We start from the raw sequence: 13,377 nt of genomic DNA on the forward strand, positions 1-13,377 counted from the left end.
GAGCGAGACCGGGAAAATCCCGCCGGCGCTCTCTCTGACCGGACGGGCTCAAACCCGTCCCTGCCCGGACACTCACTCTCATCACAGGACGCAAAAACGCCCGGCACTCTTGCGAGAGCCGGGCGATAAGCTCGGGAGGAAGACGGCCTATTCGGCGGCGTCTAGCTGTTTTTCTTCTTGGTCGACCAAAGCGACATCGTTGTCACCTGCCAGGAATTCAGGCAGAGCTTCATCTTCGTCGCCAGCGGCAAGCCGCAGAGGCTCGGGCAGCCAGCCACTATCGGCGAGCAGGCGTTCAGCTTCCTTGGCCATGTCGCCCTTCTTGAGGTGGTCGATGAGCTGGGAGGCGCGCTCGCCAGCACCCTCGCGAACGGCTTCGAGGATACGCGCCTTGGTGACGCGGCCGAGATAGTTGCCGACAGTGGGGCGCCATCCGGCGGCGATCATGTCGAGCCCAACTGCCCGAGCAAGGCGATCGGCATCCGCAAGGCGCTGCTGGACGCCGTGCGTTGAGATGGCGCCGTTACCGTAGCGATCGGCCCTTTCGTAAAGGGCGTTGACGCCGAGGGATGCGCAATGGGCGAACAGCTCAGCTTGCTCGGTACCCGTCAGTCCAGAGAGCGCGTCCCACAGGTCGGCGACGTCCGTTGGAAGACGCTTTTCCCAGGCCTCGTGGCTGGCCTGGATCGAGCGCGCATACGTCGTATCTCGAAGCCCTTCCGACTGGACTGGAAAGACTGTGCCACGGACAAAGACTTCCATCGCCACGCCTTGCGCGCTGTAGCGAGAGAAAGCGTCACGGACGAATTTGTGAAGCACGGCCAGAAAAGCGGTTGCCGAATCGTTTGCGAGCTTGTCACGCAGAGCCAGCGTGCGATCCGCGGTCAGTTCCATGATCAGCCGATCCGGCAATGGCTTGATGCCATCCTCCTCATCATCGTCCGTGTCGACCGGCTGGCCACCGATCGTGATGACGGCCCGCTGATTAGAGCCTGTGGCCGAAGCGCCGGATCCGTCGATGCCGGGATCGTTGTCGCCCTCGGCCGTTAAGGGCGCCTCATCCTCCGGCTTCACATAGCCGCGCTCCACGAGAAGCGCTCCGTCCGTATCGATGCTGACGAAGACACCCGCACGCACGATTTCCGCCGGATCGAAACGAACGGGGCGCGCCTCGATCGATTTGATCGCCGTTTCGATCTCGCCAAACCGCTGGTCGACGTCATCCGGCAACTCGTCCGCCTCCTCGTACTGCTTCTGAAGCTTGTCGAACTCCCCACGCAGCGCATCGAGCGTTGCCTGTTCGTCGCTGGCGAGGTCGATCGGCGTGCCCTTGAGTTCACGCAAGCCATTTGCCGCGCCATAGGGAAAGCTCACCGCGACTTCGATCCACTTCCAGCCTTCGTTGGCGATTTCGTCGGCCATCATCTGCAGCTTCTCGGTGACCAGCCGTTCAAGCAGCGGGACGTCCTGCAACCACCCCCCATCGTCCGACTGGAACAGATCGCGCAGCACGTCGCCGCCTGCCACCTCATAGGCCTCCAGGCCGACGAATGCGGCCCGCTTGTCGGAGGCGCGGACGGTATTCTCGGTCAGCATGCGGCGGATTTGGTATGGCTCTTTCGACCAGCTGTTCTTGATCGCCTCCCAGACCAGTTCCTGTCGCGCATGATCGCTGCTGATGGAGAATGCCTCGAGTTGGGCGATCGTCATTCCGTCCTCGGCGTAGAAGTCGAGAAGTGCTGGCGAAACCGTTGTCAGCTTGAGCCGCTGCTTGACGACGTTGACCGAGACGAAGAAAGCAGCCGCAATCTCCTCCTCTGTCATGCCCTGGTCGAGCAAATCCTTGAACGCCCGATATTGGTCCAGCGGGTGAAGTGGCGCGCGTTCGATGTTCTCAGCCAGTGACACTTCCGCCGCCAGAATTGCGCTGGAAGAACTGCCGATGACACATGGCACCGGCGCTGTTTTGGCAAGCTGCTTCTGCTTAACTAGCATCTCGAGGGCGCGATATCGGCGGCCGCCAGCTGGCACCTCGAACATCCCCGTCTCTTGGCCGTCGGCATCAACCACAGGACGAACGTGCAGGCTCTGGATCAACCCACGGCGAACGATCGAAGCAGCGAGGTCGTCGATGGAGACGCCTGCCTTGATGCGACGCACATTGGACTGGCCTAGCACCAGCTTGTTGAAGGGGATATCGCGCGAGGACGATAGCGTGATCTTTTGGACGGCAGTAGTCATTGAAGTTCTCCGCGACGGGCCGCCGAGAGCCTCTCTCTCAGCCTTGAACCCGTCACAAGACCCCTCCAACCCTCTCCCTCTCCTGCCCGCACAATCCGACACACCGTAGATTGACAGCCCAGCGCGCACGCCTGAAGGCATGTCGGCCTGAACGTTGCCTCCGCATGAACCGATGGTTGAAGCGGATCGACCAAGTGCGGCTGGCACTTGATGGCTATGCCGATCGGCGGGACGGCGCATGCGCTGTTCCAGCCAGCGAAGGTTATGCCGCCCATCTATCGTTGCCTGCGCCCAGCCCGACCGATGCTTCGGCCTCCACCGGCAGGTGGCCAAGAAGCCAGTCGGCCGCCTTGCTGGCCTGGCTGGCGGCACGGACGATGGCGCGATTGTCCTCGCGCAAAACCGCCAGCCATGAGCCGATATACTCGGCGTGCCGAACCGTAGGGACGATGCCCAGGGCTGCACAACAAAACGCTGCGTTGATTTCTGCCACGAGCTCTTCGAACGCGTACTTCCTGGAGGCGGTAGAGCCGGATAATTTGCGGTCCAGGCGTGAACTGTGGCCGGTTGCATGACCAAGCTCATGCAAGGCTGTCCGATGCCAATTGATCGGCTCGAAGTAAGCCTGGGGCGGAGGCACCTGTATATAATCGTGGGCCGGCGCGTAGAACGCCCTGTCGCCGCCAATATGAAAGTCGATACCGGTGGCCTTGATCAGCGCCTCGACACGCGGTTCGATCGGGCTAGCCACCGGCAGCGGGGCCGAAGCTGCGACTTCGTCAGGTAGCCCTTCACATTGCTCGATGTTGAAAACGGTGAAGCGCTTGAGGAACGGTATGGTTTGAGCATCCTCGCCCGTCTCGCGAGCGCGCTTCTTCTCGTGATCAGGGACAAAACGATCGGCATAGACGACCGTTGTCCCGTGCTCGCCTTTGCGGACGTTCCCGCCGAGCGCGAACGCCTGTCGATAGGTTATCCAACTCTGTGTTGGAAACCCGCGTTCGACGACGGCACCCCAGAGAATAAGGACGTTGATCCCGCTGTACGTGCGATGCGTGCTTGCATTCTGCGGCAGGGAAAGCGACGCTTTTGCCGCGGACGTCCCCCATGGCTGAACCCAAGGAAAACGACCAGCTTCTAGCTCGGCGACTATCTTGCCGGTGATCTCGTCGTAGAGGTTCGACCGGTCGGCGACGGCATGCGTTCGATTGGTCCGGACAGACATCGCGGTTCTCCGCGACGGGCGCCGAAGGCCTCTCCTTCCGCTTTCAACCCGTCGCGAAAAACCCGGCGCTCCTCTGACTCTCCGTCGGGAGAGCCCCTGCTCTCCCGACCAAATGAAAAACGGCGTACAAAGCGGAAGCACCGAAATGTCCGTCATTGCGGCCAAGTCAGTTCGGTGCTGGAGCAGGTTCGTGGCCCTGAGACCGGTTCAACAGGGCGGCCGAAGGAGCATCAGCATAGCGCCGCCGCCAGGCGGGATGCGGGACCGACAGCCCCCGGCGAAGGGCGCCATATGAAGCTGACTCGGCATGCATCACCCCGGAGTGGATAGCGATCCACGAAACGCATTGGGGTCGAGGGGTGGCTTGACTATTCGTTCTCTTTTTGTTCACTGTTGGCATGACAGCCACAAGGAGGCCGGTCATGGACATTTTGATGGATGCAAGGGGCGCCACCCCTGAAGAAAAGCAGCGTGGATTGGCAGCCGCGCGGGCCGTGCTCAAGCGCATCGGCATCACTGCCGAAGAAGCCGCCGAAGGCTCTTTTACAGTCGAAGGTTGGGATGATGCGGGATTCCCGCCTGATCAGGAGCCGATCGAAGAAGTTTATGTCGCCGCTGAGGCATGGTGGGCCGCCGACAACGCGGCAATCGAGGCTTGCTGTGAAGGTTGGCCGGACGAGAAAAGATATGGCGTCCATGGTCTAGAGTTGCTCCATGATCCAGAAACGCAGCTTGCCGATCGCGCCACGGCGCTAGCGCGGATGCGCGTCATCGTTGCGGAAGAAGACGGTCAACAGGAATTCCATGACGATCGTCCCTTCCTATTGGCGCTCGCCGCTACCGCCGAGATGGCGGACGGCTCGAAGGCAAGAGAGCTCGTCGATGCGGTGACGGTCGCCTATACATCGCTGGCGCTAGCTGGCTTCGAGCCGAATGAACCAATTGAGCCGAAGCGCCAAGCAGTGCTCGACGCAATCGACGCGCTTGAAGTCGGATCTGCGGCCCTCAAATGAGAAAGGCCATTCAATGTCGACCCAAGTCATACCGGAGCAGAAAAAGCCGAAGCTCATTGTTGTCGTAGCGTTTGATCGAGGCGACGATGGGGAGCTGTTTACGGTGTATGGCCCGACCGACCAGCAAAGCGAAGAGCGGGCTATTCGGATTGCAAAAGCACTTGCCGGGAAGCACGTAGGCGTGATTGTTTGGAGCCGGGATGCAGATCCGGCGCTTGGAGACTACGGCCCGCCAAAAACCTTGTTTGTGAATGGCGACGTGCCGGACATGGAGTGAGCAGCACAGTGCGGACACTTGTAGCACTCCTTCTCGATCCTCACATTCCGATCAGCCAACCATCCTATTTATACGCCATGACCGCAATTCAACGCACAGTTTGATCGGATCCCTTCCGGCGCTGGCTGATACAATCCAGATCTTGATCTCTGAATGGAAGCCCACGCACAAGCACGGGCGCATGCCGGCAGCGAGATCATGAAAAGCGACACCCTTTCCTATCCTCCTCGGGGTCTCTCACGCGAAGAAGCGGCCCGATATGTTGGCGTGGGCATAACCAAATTCGACCAGATGGTTGCTGATCGCCGCATGCCGAAGCCGAAGAAAGTTGACGGCCGCGTGATTTGGGATCGCCTTAAACTCGAAGCGGCGTTTGCCGAACTACCTGGAGACGATGATGAGAATATCGTCGACTTCCTGTTGCAAGGGAATCACCGCAGGGAATAGATTCATTCAGCCATGACCGACAAATATCCCGGCCTGTCCTCCTACACCGATCGCCACGGAAAACTACGCTGGCGCTATCGGACGAAGGAGCGTTTGGTCAGTCTGCCTGCTCCCAATCAACTGGGATTCAAGGAAGCGTACCAGGCAGCGGTCGAAGGCCGAAAAGTCCCCAAGGCCCCCGTCGTCCAAATGCCGGGAGCCGCCCTGCCAGGCACATTTGGAGCGGCCTTTCAACGGTTGAAGATCTCGGTCAAGTGGTTGGCGCTTGACGAAGCCAGCAAGCGCAAGAACAAGCGGCTGATTGAAGAATTTCTAGAACTGCGGGTGGTCCCAGATCACCCACTTGTCTGGCGCGACGTACCGGTTAAGAACCTTAGACGTATCCATATTGAAGAGCTTCTTGGCCGCTTCATCGCCACACCCCATAAGGCCAAGCACCTGCTGGTGGGCATACGCAAGCTGGTCTATGTCGCGCTGCGGCAAGATTGGATTGATATCGACCCCACCGCGGCGGTCGAGTGGCGGCCCGCCTATGCCGGCTGGAAGGCATGGTCGCGCGAGGCGATGGCGCAATTTGAAAACCGTTGGCAGCTCGGCACTGCGGCACGCACTTGTTACGGATTGGCGCTTTGGCTGGGCAACCGCCGCGGCGACGTCGCGGGCCTGCGCTGGGACCAGAGGGTCACCCGCCGTGTCTTCATCGATGGCGTCGAGCGTCACTTTGACGGGTTTGATATCGTTCAGGGCAAGAACAAGGGACGAACAGGCGGCAAACGGCTTTTCGTGCCGATCACACCTATGCTGTCCGAGATCCTGGATGCGGCTGACAGGCGCGGCGAGACCGTTTTGGTCAACGCCTATGGTGAGCCCTTCTCCGCCAAGTCACTGACTGGAATGATGGCGCATTGGTGCAAGCTTGCCGGTCTTCCGAAGGGCCTTACCCTGCATGGTTTGAGGAAGTCGCTCGGTGTTTATCTGGCGGAGGCCGAGGCCTCCACCAGGCAGATGATGGACGTCCTCGGTCATGACGATATCGATCATGCTGAGCTCTATTCGCGCGAGGCATCGCAGGTACGGCTGGCGGTCCAGGGGATGGACCGGGTCGTGCGGCTGGTCACGCGCAAGCCGATGCTTGGCGAACCTATTGGCGAACCTCGTGGCGAACCGGTCGGTAAGTCATTGATAAATAACGATAATGGTGGGCCCGGAGGGACTCGAACCCCCAACCAAGCGGTTATGAGCCGCCGGCTCTAACCATTGAGCTACAGGCCCCACGCGGGCTGGATTAATGTTTTTCGCATCGCGGCACAAGGCTTTCCCGACAGGCTTTCGCGGATCGCCCAAATCAACCCATAATCGCGCTCTACGCGACCTGTGCGACTGGATCGCAGACCAAGGAGATTTTCATGACCAAACATCTTTTGCCTCTCGCGCTCGCCGCTGCAATCGCTTTTCCGGCGATGGCTGGAGCCACCGATTCGCCGACGCCCGCCCGCATCATTGTTTCGGGTGAAGGCGAAGCGACCATCCCTCCCGACCTGGCGTTGCTGTCGCTCAGCGTGATGCGCGAAGCCAAGACGGCACGTGCGGCACTCGACGCCAACAACGACGCCATGGCCGCCGTGATCGCGGCGATGAAGGCGGCCGGCATCAAGGACCGCGACCTGCAGACGGCGGGCATCCAGATCAACCCGCGCTACAACTACACCAACAAGCCGGACGGCAGCCAGGAGGCCGAGCTTGTTGCCTACCAGGTGACCAACACGCTTGCGGTGCGCGTGCGCGACATCGACAAGACGGGCGAGATCCTCGACAAGGCCGTGTCGCTCGGTGTCAACCAGGGCGGTGGCATCTCCTTCACCAATGACAACCCGGCAGCGACCATCGACGCGGCCCGCAAGAAAGCGGTGGCCAGCGCAATCGCCAAGGCCAAGACGCTTGCGGAAGCCGCCGGCGTGAGCATTGGCCGGGTCCTGGAGATCTCAGACCAGAACATCGCCCCGCCGCCGATGGCGATTAACGCCAAGGCCTTCGACGCCGCCGCCGGTGCGGCAGTGCCGACGCAAGCCGGCGAGAACGCCTACAACGTCCAGGTCACGGTCACCTTCGAACTGAAGTAGGCAGCCCCAAATGATGCGTGGTCGAGCTTTGCCCGGCCACGCATAGACCCAACGGCAAATACCCGACATGAAAAACCCCGCGGGATCGCTCCCGCGGGGTTTTTTCGAGCCGCACCCGTCCGCTCTGGACAGGGGCTCTACTACCACAGGCTCATCTTCGTAGAAGATGATGCCGCAAGCCTTAGCGATAGATAACCGGGCAACCGCGCTCGTTGGCGAACACGATGACCACGCGGTCGCCATCCTGGCGGCCCATGACCTTGACCGTGCGGCGGCTGACATCGACGATGCGGGCGCGGTGAAGGCCCATGCGCTCGGCCTTGTCGAGGGCGCGATCCGGCGAGCAACCACGGCGCCAGCCATCACCACGTCCGTCGCGCCAATCGTCGCGACGCTCGTCACGGCGGTGGCGATAGCCGTCATCACCGGCATAGACGCCAAAACGCGGATCCTGGTTGTTGCCGAAGCCGAGATAGAGGCTGTCGGCGTGGGCGGGAATAGCCGCCAGCGTGCCGAGGGCGACCAGCGCCGAAAGGGCTGCCGTCTTGATCTTGTTGTACATGGTTCTCTCTCCTTGTTGCGGGCTTGCGCCCGTCCTCGTGAAATCGATGATGGGAGAATGCACTCGCCTGCCTGAACTGGTTACGAACCCGCCGTTCATCTGCGGTTCATGTGGGCGGATGGGCAATGGTGTAACGCTGGCCTTACGGCTCGTCGTCCAGCATATAGTCAAAATAATCCTCAGGCTCGGCAAGCTCGGTCTCGCTCGCCTTGACCCGGCCGCGCATCGAGATGCCGGCCTCGTGCACGGTCTCCGCGCTGCCCGACACCAGCCGGTGCCACCAATAGAGGTCGTGGCCCTCGGCCACCAGCCGGTAGGCGCAGGTGCTGGGCAACCAGCTGATGGTGCGCACATTCTGCGGCGTCAGCCCGACGCAATCGGGGACGCGCGCCAGCCGGTTGGCGTAGTCGGAGCAGCGGCAGGTCTGCGCGTCGAACAACCGGCAGCCGACGCTGGTCCAGTAGATCTCGCCCGTATCCTCGTCCTCGAGCTTCGACAGGCAGCATTTGCCGCAGCCGTCGCAAAGCGATTCCCATTCGGCTGGGCTCATCGCTTCCAGCGTCTTTGTTTTCCAGAATGGCGTTTCCATCCTGGGGATGTGGCCCCGGCCGCCGCCGAGGTCAAGCGCGGCAATGGTTGAAATGGGGCGGCAACCCGGCCGAAAGACACGAAGTTGCCTTCAAAAGGCCGGCCAATCGCCCCGTACGGTGTATAACCATGCAATACTGGAACCAATCGGGCTAAGATCGGTTTCGGCAAGGATGGGACCCCACAAGGAGAGTTTTCGATGAAACGCCAACCACGGATTCTGGCAGGCACCGCACTTGGCCTGCTGATGGCATCCGCGCCGTTGGGCGCGTACCCGCTTCAGGGAAGTGCCGCGTTCGACCCCATGCAGCGCGGTGGAACGCCGCTGATCCTGGCGCAGGACGCACCGACCGACGAGGCACAGCCGACCGACCAGGAGCAGCCACGCAAGAAGAAGCGCGACCAGCAGGCCGAGCAGCCAGCTCAGCAGGCCGCACCAGCGGCCGAGCAGCCCGCCCCAGCGGCAGAGGAACAGCCCCGCAAGAAGAAGCACGAGCAACAGCAGCAGACCGAACAGGCGCCGGCCGAGCAGGCCGCTCCCGCCGCTGAGGAACAGCCCCGTAAGAAGAAGCGCGATCAGCAGCAGCAGACCGAGCAGGCACCGGCCGAGCAGGCCGCCCCTGCCGTCGAGGAGCAGCAGCCGCGCAAAAAGAAGCGCGATCAGCAACAGCAAACCGAACAGGCCCCCGCCGAACAGGCAGCCCCCGCCGCCGACGAGCAGCAGCCGCGCAAGAAGAAGCGGGACCAACAGCAGCAGACCGAGCAGGCACCCGCCGGCGAGGCCGCTCCCGCAACCGACGAACAGCAGCCGCGCAAGAAGAAGCGCGACCAGCAGCAGCAGACTGAACAGGCGCCCGCCGGCGAGGCCCCTGCTGGCCAGGCTGAACCCGCCAACGACAACCAGTCGACCAAGCCAGGCAAGAAACACAAGCAGGACCAGCAGAAAGCGGCGCCCGCCGAGCAGGTAACGCCGGAAGCCGCGCCGACGCCGAAGGAAGCCCCCGCCGGCGAAGCAACGACGCCCAAGGTTGAGCCGGCGCCGGCCGGCGAACAGCCGGCGATCCAGGGCGAGCAGCCCCAGGACAAGACAAAGAAGCACGGCAAGAAGCCGACGGGCGAACAGCCCGCGAACGGTGAGCAGCCGGCGACAGGTGAACAACCGGCCAATGGTGAGAAGCCGGCCACGGGTGAACAGCCTGCCAATGGCGAGAAGGCCGCGCCTGTCCAGGGTGAAAACCCCGTGCAGGGCGAAGCACCCGCCGACAAGGACGCCGCCCCCATCCTCGACAGCCAGAAGGATGCCGAACGCAAGGCCGGCGGCCGCAAGCATGGCGACAAGAACGGCCAGCAGCAGAACGATGGCCAGAATGCCCAGCAAGGCGGCGACCAGGGCGGCAAGCCCGTGGTCGCTCCTGTCGACCAGGGTCCGCCGCCCACCGACGACAAGGCAGCCCAGCAGGAGATCAAGCCCGAAAAGTTCGTCCCGGTGACGGAAGAAAAGGGCAAGCGCCGGGATCGCGCACCCGACGAGAACATCCGCGACCGCCGCCGTCCCAAGGGTGTCGACGTGCTCAAGGAGATCGGCGACCGCGTCATCATCCAGCTCGGCGGCCAGACGATCGTCCAGAGCAATGACGGCACGCGCATGAACCGTGGCGCCAAGGATGTCTATTACGAGGATCTGCCGCAAGGCCGCACACGCGAGACTGTCGAGCGCGGCAATGGCGTCCAGATCGTCACCATCCGCAACCGTTATGGCGACGTCATCCAGCGTTCGCGCATCACGCCGGATGGGCGCGAATATGTGCTGAGCTATGTCGAGGAACGGGACTATCAGGATGAGGGCGACTGGCGCGATCCGGGCGATGACCTGCCGCCGATGCGGCTCAACATTCCGCGCCGGCAATACATCCTCGATTCCGAGGATGTCGAGAGCCCGGACGATTACTACACCTTCCTCGAACAGCCGCCAGTGGAGAAGGTCCAGCGTCTCTATTCGATCGACGAGGTCAAGCGCTCGGCCCGCGTGCGCGACATCGCACGCCGCGTCGACCTCGACACGCTGAACTTCGAATTCGGTTCGGCTTCGATCTCCGACACCGAGGTGCAGAAGCTAGAGGGCGTCGCCGACGCCATGGAGAAGCTTTTGAAGAAGAACCCGGCCGAGACCTTCCTGATCGAGGGCCATACCGATGCCGTCGGCAAGCCGGAGGCCAATCTTGCCTTGTCGGATCGCAGGGCGGAATCGGTCGCCGAAGCCCTGACCAGCGCCTTCGGCATCCCGCCGGAGAACCTGACGACTCAGGGCTATGGCGAGGAGTATCTGAAGGTGAACACACAGTCGCCCAACCGCGAGAACCGGCGTGTCGCCATCCGCCGCATCACCTCGCTGGTGGCGCCTGTCGCCAGCAACAATTGACTTGGCTTTCCAGAGGCTTGAAGTGGCTTCTGGAATCAAGTCGGCAAGCAAGTCCCATCCCGGTCGACCGGGGTGGGACGAAGTGCGGACCACATGCGCTGGGTCAACAAGATTTGTACGGGCATTAGAGCCGGCTCATTGAATCGCGGGCTCGCACACCCCAGATTCTGGTCTGGGCGTTCCCTGCCCCATCCCGACTCCAGCGGGATGCATTGAGCCCCGCCGGCCCCCTCCGGCGGGGTTTTTTGCTTCCCAATTTATCTTGCAAACGGGAGCAGCGTGGTCGAAATACGGTCCACTCCGAACAAGAGAACCAAGCGGAACCACCCTATGAAGCGTCTCGAACTCGCCATCGAATCGATCATCCTCGCCTCGCGCTGGCTCCTCGTCGTCTTCTATATCGGATTAGCGCTGGCATTGGCCGTCTATGCGCTGTCCTTTGGCAATAAGCTCTACGAGTTCGTCACCGTGGCCTTCACGCTCGGCGACACCGACACCATCCTGAAGATGCTCGGCCTGATCGATGCGGCCCTGGTTGCTTCGCTGGTCGTGATGGTCATCATCTCAGGCTACGAGAACTTCGTCAGCCGCTTCGACGACCAGGATGGCGGCGTCCATTGGCTAGGCACGATCGATGTCGGTTCGCTGAAGGTCAAGGTCGCCTCGACCATCGTCGCCATCTCGTCCATCCACCTCTTGCAGGTGTTTTTGAACTCGTCCTCCTACACCACCGAACAGCTGATGTGGCTGACCATCATCCACCTCGCCTTCGTCGTCTCGGCGCTGATGCTGGCCTATATCGACCGGCTGATGGGCCTGAGCAAAGGCAAGAAGGACGAGGAGTAAGCCTCCAAATTGTGGGGCTGTAGCCACAGCTACGGATCGCCTCAGGGCCATCGCTGCGAACCCGCTGTGACCATCTCGGCAGGCGGATAGCCGTAGGTGCGTGAAAAGGCGCGCGAGAAGGCAGCAGCGCTACCAAAGCCGACACGTCGCGCGGTGGCTTTGACGCTGTGCCCAGCGGCAATCTCGGCGCGGCCCAGCGTGAGGCGCCATGACGTGACATAGGCGGCGGGCGTCGTGCCGACGGTCCTGGTGAATTGCTCTATGAAGTGGCTTCGAGACAGGCCGGCCAGTTGAGCCAGCATCTCCGTGCGCCAGCCGAGAGCCGGTCTGTCATGGATGGCCACCAGGCAGGGGTGCAGGGTCGGGTGAGCGAGGCCCGCCAGAAGCCCCGCGCTGACCCGGCCCATGTCTATCGCACGCCGGACGGCGAGAACGACGATGATTTCGCAGAGGCGTTCCTGGACGGTCCGCCCGCCGCAACGGCTGTTTTCGACCTCCATCGCCAGCGCGTCCGCCAGCCCTCGCATCTGCGGCTGCTCCGCCAATGCAAACACCAATTCCTCGGGCAAGGCGCCAACAAGCGGGTTGGCAACGCCGCCAAAATCGATCCGGGCCGCGACGAGGACGGAAAATGCCCGGTTGCTGGGAACGCCTCCCAAGACCCTGACAACGATGTGCGAGGCGCCGTCGCCATCATCTCCCGTGACCAGGAAAAGATTCGCATCCGCCTCATTGGTCACAACCGCACGCAGCCCAAACGCCTGCAGAAATGCAGTCAATCGGTCATGCTTTCGCGGTAAAATCGGACTCATGATCATGTTATTCTTAATATCCATGATCAAGATTATGCCAAATTGACATCACTTCATAGCGAGAGCCTAAGCGCTCCGGATTGGAACAGTATGTCAGTCGATGCCGCCGCCAAGTTCGACCCCTCGCGGGCCGCAGAATACGAAACCCAGAGCAGGATCGCGCTTGCGGGGTATGACGCGTGCCATGAGCTGGCCGCCTGCATGCTCGCGGCATCGCTTGGCGCCGGCTCGAGCGCACGCATACTTGTCGCCGGGGCCGGCGGCACGGCGCGTGAAGTCATCACAGCCGCCAAGCTGGAGCCGTCCTGGAGTTTCGTCGCTGTCGATCCGTCAAAACCCATGCTGGATCTGGCGATGTCACGCATCGCAGCCGCCGGGCTCATGGAGCGCACGGAGCCTGTTTTGGGCGTTGTCGCGGACCTGTCCGAAGACCAGCCATTCGATGCAGCCATGCTGATCGGCGTGCTTCATCATTTGCCTGGTCATGATGCCAAGCAGGCAATCCTTGGCGACATTGCCGCGCGTTTGAAAAAGGATGCGCCGTTGATCCTTGCCGGCAATTACCACGCCTATGCCTCGCAACCATTAATGATGGCAGCCTGGGCTCAGCGCTGGCGCATGAATGGGGCAACCCCGGCCGAGATCGAGACAAAACTCGGCAAAATCCTGCAAGGCGCCGATCCGCCGCAATCGGAAGACGCCGTGTTCGCCTTGCTTGCAGCAGCGGGTTTCACGAAGCCGCTGCGCTTTTTCTCAAGCCTGTTCTGGGGCGCCTGGATTGCATTTCGCGGATAATGCAATCCATATCGCAGCCAACGTGGGACCTT

13 protein-coding genes, 1 tRNA gene and 1 pseudogene are annotated in these 13,377 nt (G+C 61.9%); 8 read left to right on the plus strand and 7 right to left on the minus strand.

The genetic code is table 11. The features are described 5' to 3' along the window. Nucleotides 1–147: 147 nt before the first annotated feature. Nucleotides 148–2,241: a ParB/RepB/Spo0J family partition protein gene (locus tag AC1DX4_RS28075; RefSeq protein ID WP_477223576.1), complete on the minus strand. Its 2,094-nt coding sequence runs from the start codon at nt 2,239–2,241 to the stop codon at nt 148–150. Between the two features lie 262 nt (nt 2,242–2,503). Continuing rightward, nucleotides 2,504–3,466, minus strand: a complete 963-nt coding sequence (locus AC1DX4_RS28080; RefSeq protein WP_477223402.1) for an ArdC family protein — start codon at nt 3,464–3,466, stop codon at nt 2,504–2,506. 422 nt (nt 3,467–3,888) lie between these two features. Between AC1DX4_RS28080 and AC1DX4_RS28085 the strand changes: the two genes are divergently transcribed. The 3 genes from AC1DX4_RS28085 (at nt 3,889) to AC1DX4_RS28095 (ending at nt 5,203) form a co-directional block, all read left to right on the plus strand. Beyond that, on the plus strand, nt 3,889–4,479 hold the full coding sequence (locus tag AC1DX4_RS28085) for a hypothetical protein (protein WP_477223403.1): 591 nt from the start codon (nt 3,889–3,891) through the stop codon (nt 4,477–4,479). A 13-nt stretch (nt 4,480–4,492) separates the two neighbouring features. After that, entirely contained in the window at nt 4,493–4,756 is a 264-nt protein-coding gene (locus tag AC1DX4_RS28090) for a hypothetical protein (RefSeq protein ID WP_477223404.1), read from the plus strand. Nucleotides 4,757–4,954: 198 nt separating this feature from the next. Further along, on the plus strand, nt 4,955–5,203 hold the full coding sequence (locus tag AC1DX4_RS28095; protein WP_023767076.1) for a hypothetical protein: 249 nt from the start codon (nt 4,955–4,957) through the stop codon (nt 5,201–5,203). Between the two features lie 312 nt (nt 5,204–5,515). On the opposite strand, the gene AC1DX4_RS28100 is transcribed toward AC1DX4_RS28095, so the two are convergent. Continuing rightward, a complete protein-coding gene (locus AC1DX4_RS28100) occupies nt 5,516–5,923 on the minus strand; it encodes a hypothetical protein (RefSeq protein WP_477223405.1) in 408 nt (135 codons plus the stop codon). On the opposite strand from AC1DX4_RS28100, the pseudogene AC1DX4_RS28105 reads away from it, so the two are divergent. Next, nucleotides 5,825–6,208, plus strand: a pseudogene (locus tag AC1DX4_RS28105) (tyrosine-type recombinase/integrase); the annotation flags it as partial. The gene AC1DX4_RS28100 and the pseudogene AC1DX4_RS28105 sit on opposite strands and share 99 nt — an antisense overlap. 191 nt (nt 6,209–6,399) lie before the next feature. On the opposite strand, the gene AC1DX4_RS28110 reads toward AC1DX4_RS28105, so the two are convergent. Then, nucleotides 6,400–6,475: transfer RNA gene (locus AC1DX4_RS28110), tRNA-Ile, on the minus strand. A gap of 134 nt (nt 6,476–6,609) precedes the next feature. On the opposite strand from AC1DX4_RS28110, the gene AC1DX4_RS28115 reads away from it, so the two are divergent. Further along, the gene (locus AC1DX4_RS28115) at nt 6,610–7,323 is read left to right on the plus strand and encodes an SIMPL domain-containing protein (protein WP_477223406.1); all 714 of its coding nucleotides are present in this window, start codon (nt 6,610–6,612) and stop codon (nt 7,321–7,323) included. 181 nt (nt 7,324–7,504) lie between these two features. On the opposite strand, the gene AC1DX4_RS28120 is transcribed toward AC1DX4_RS28115, so the two are convergent. Both AC1DX4_RS28120 and AC1DX4_RS28125 read right to left on the minus strand, forming a co-directional pair. Further along, on the minus strand, nt 7,505–7,885 hold the full coding sequence (locus AC1DX4_RS28120; protein WP_477223407.1) for a hypothetical protein: 381 nt from the start codon (nt 7,883–7,885) through the stop codon (nt 7,505–7,507). Between the two features lie 142 nt (nt 7,886–8,027). Further along, on the minus strand, nt 8,028–8,474 hold the full coding sequence (locus AC1DX4_RS28125) for a YcgN family cysteine cluster protein (protein ID WP_477223408.1): 447 nt from the start codon (nt 8,472–8,474) through the stop codon (nt 8,028–8,030). 198 nt (nt 8,475–8,672) lie between these two features. Here AC1DX4_RS28125 and AC1DX4_RS28130 point away from each other — a divergent pair, with 198 nt between their 5' ends. After that, nucleotides 8,673–10,892, plus strand: a complete 2,220-nt coding sequence (locus AC1DX4_RS28130; RefSeq protein WP_477223409.1) for an OmpA family protein — start codon at nt 8,673–8,675, stop codon at nt 10,890–10,892. Nucleotides 10,893–11,222: 330 nt separating this feature from the next. Beyond that, the gene (locus tag AC1DX4_RS28135) at nt 11,223–11,738 is read left to right on the plus strand and encodes a TIGR00645 family protein (RefSeq protein WP_477223410.1); all 516 of its coding nucleotides are present in this window, start codon (nt 11,223–11,225) and stop codon (nt 11,736–11,738) included. Nucleotides 11,739–11,779: 41 nt separating this feature from the next. On the opposite strand, the gene AC1DX4_RS28140 is transcribed toward AC1DX4_RS28135, so the two are convergent. Then, nucleotides 11,780–12,574, minus strand: a complete 795-nt coding sequence (locus AC1DX4_RS28140) for a helix-turn-helix transcriptional regulator (RefSeq protein WP_477223577.1) — start codon at nt 12,572–12,574, stop codon at nt 11,780–11,782. A gap of 177 nt (nt 12,575–12,751) precedes the next feature. Here AC1DX4_RS28140 and AC1DX4_RS28145 point away from each other — a divergent pair, with 177 nt between their 5' ends. Further along, the gene (locus tag AC1DX4_RS28145; RefSeq protein WP_477223578.1) at nt 12,752–13,345 is read left to right on the plus strand and encodes an SAM-dependent methyltransferase; all 594 of its coding nucleotides are present in this window, start codon (nt 12,752–12,754) and stop codon (nt 13,343–13,345) included. Nucleotides 13,346–13,377 lie beyond the last annotated feature (32 nt).

The sequence above is a fragment of the Mesorhizobium sp. P3_A8 genome (genome assembly GCF_056402995.1).

Bases quoted from the DNA above. Each gene is read 5' to 3' on its own strand.
- AC1DX4_RS28075 (WP_477223576.1), bottom strand. From the start codon at position 2,241: ATGACTACTGCCGTCCAAAAGATCACGCTATCGTCCTCGCGCGATATC.
- AC1DX4_RS28080 (WP_477223402.1), bottom strand. From the start codon at position 3,466: ATGTCTGTCCGGACCAATCGAACGCATGCCGTCGCCGACCGGTCGAAC.
- AC1DX4_RS28085 (WP_477223403.1), top strand. From the start codon at position 3,889: ATGGACATTTTGATGGATGCAAGGGGCGCCACCCCTGAAGAAAAGCAG.
- AC1DX4_RS28090 (WP_477223404.1), top strand. From the start codon at position 4,493: ATGTCGACCCAAGTCATACCGGAGCAGAAAAAGCCGAAGCTCATTGTT.
- AC1DX4_RS28095 (WP_023767076.1), top strand. From the start codon at position 4,955: ATGAAAAGCGACACCCTTTCCTATCCTCCTCGGGGTCTCTCACGCGAA.
- AC1DX4_RS28115 (WP_477223406.1), top strand. From the start codon at position 6,610: ATGACCAAACATCTTTTGCCTCTCGCGCTCGCCGCTGCAATCGCTTTT.
- AC1DX4_RS28120 (WP_477223407.1), bottom strand. From the start codon at position 7,885: ATGTACAACAAGATCAAGACGGCAGCCCTTTCGGCGCTGGTCGCCCTC.
- AC1DX4_RS28125 (WP_477223408.1), bottom strand. From the start codon at position 8,474: ATGGAAACGCCATTCTGGAAAACAAAGACGCTGGAAGCGATGAGCCCA.
- AC1DX4_RS28130 (WP_477223409.1), top strand. From the start codon at position 8,673: ATGAAACGCCAACCACGGATTCTGGCAGGCACCGCACTTGGCCTGCTG.
- AC1DX4_RS28135 (WP_477223410.1), top strand. From the start codon at position 11,223: ATGAAGCGTCTCGAACTCGCCATCGAATCGATCATCCTCGCCTCGCGC.
- AC1DX4_RS28140 (WP_477223577.1), bottom strand. From the start codon at position 12,574: ATGGATATTAAGAATAACATGATCATGAGTCCGATTTTACCGCGAAAG.
- AC1DX4_RS28145 (WP_477223578.1), top strand. From the start codon at position 12,752: ATGCTCGCGGCATCGCTTGGCGCCGGCTCGAGCGCACGCATACTTGTC.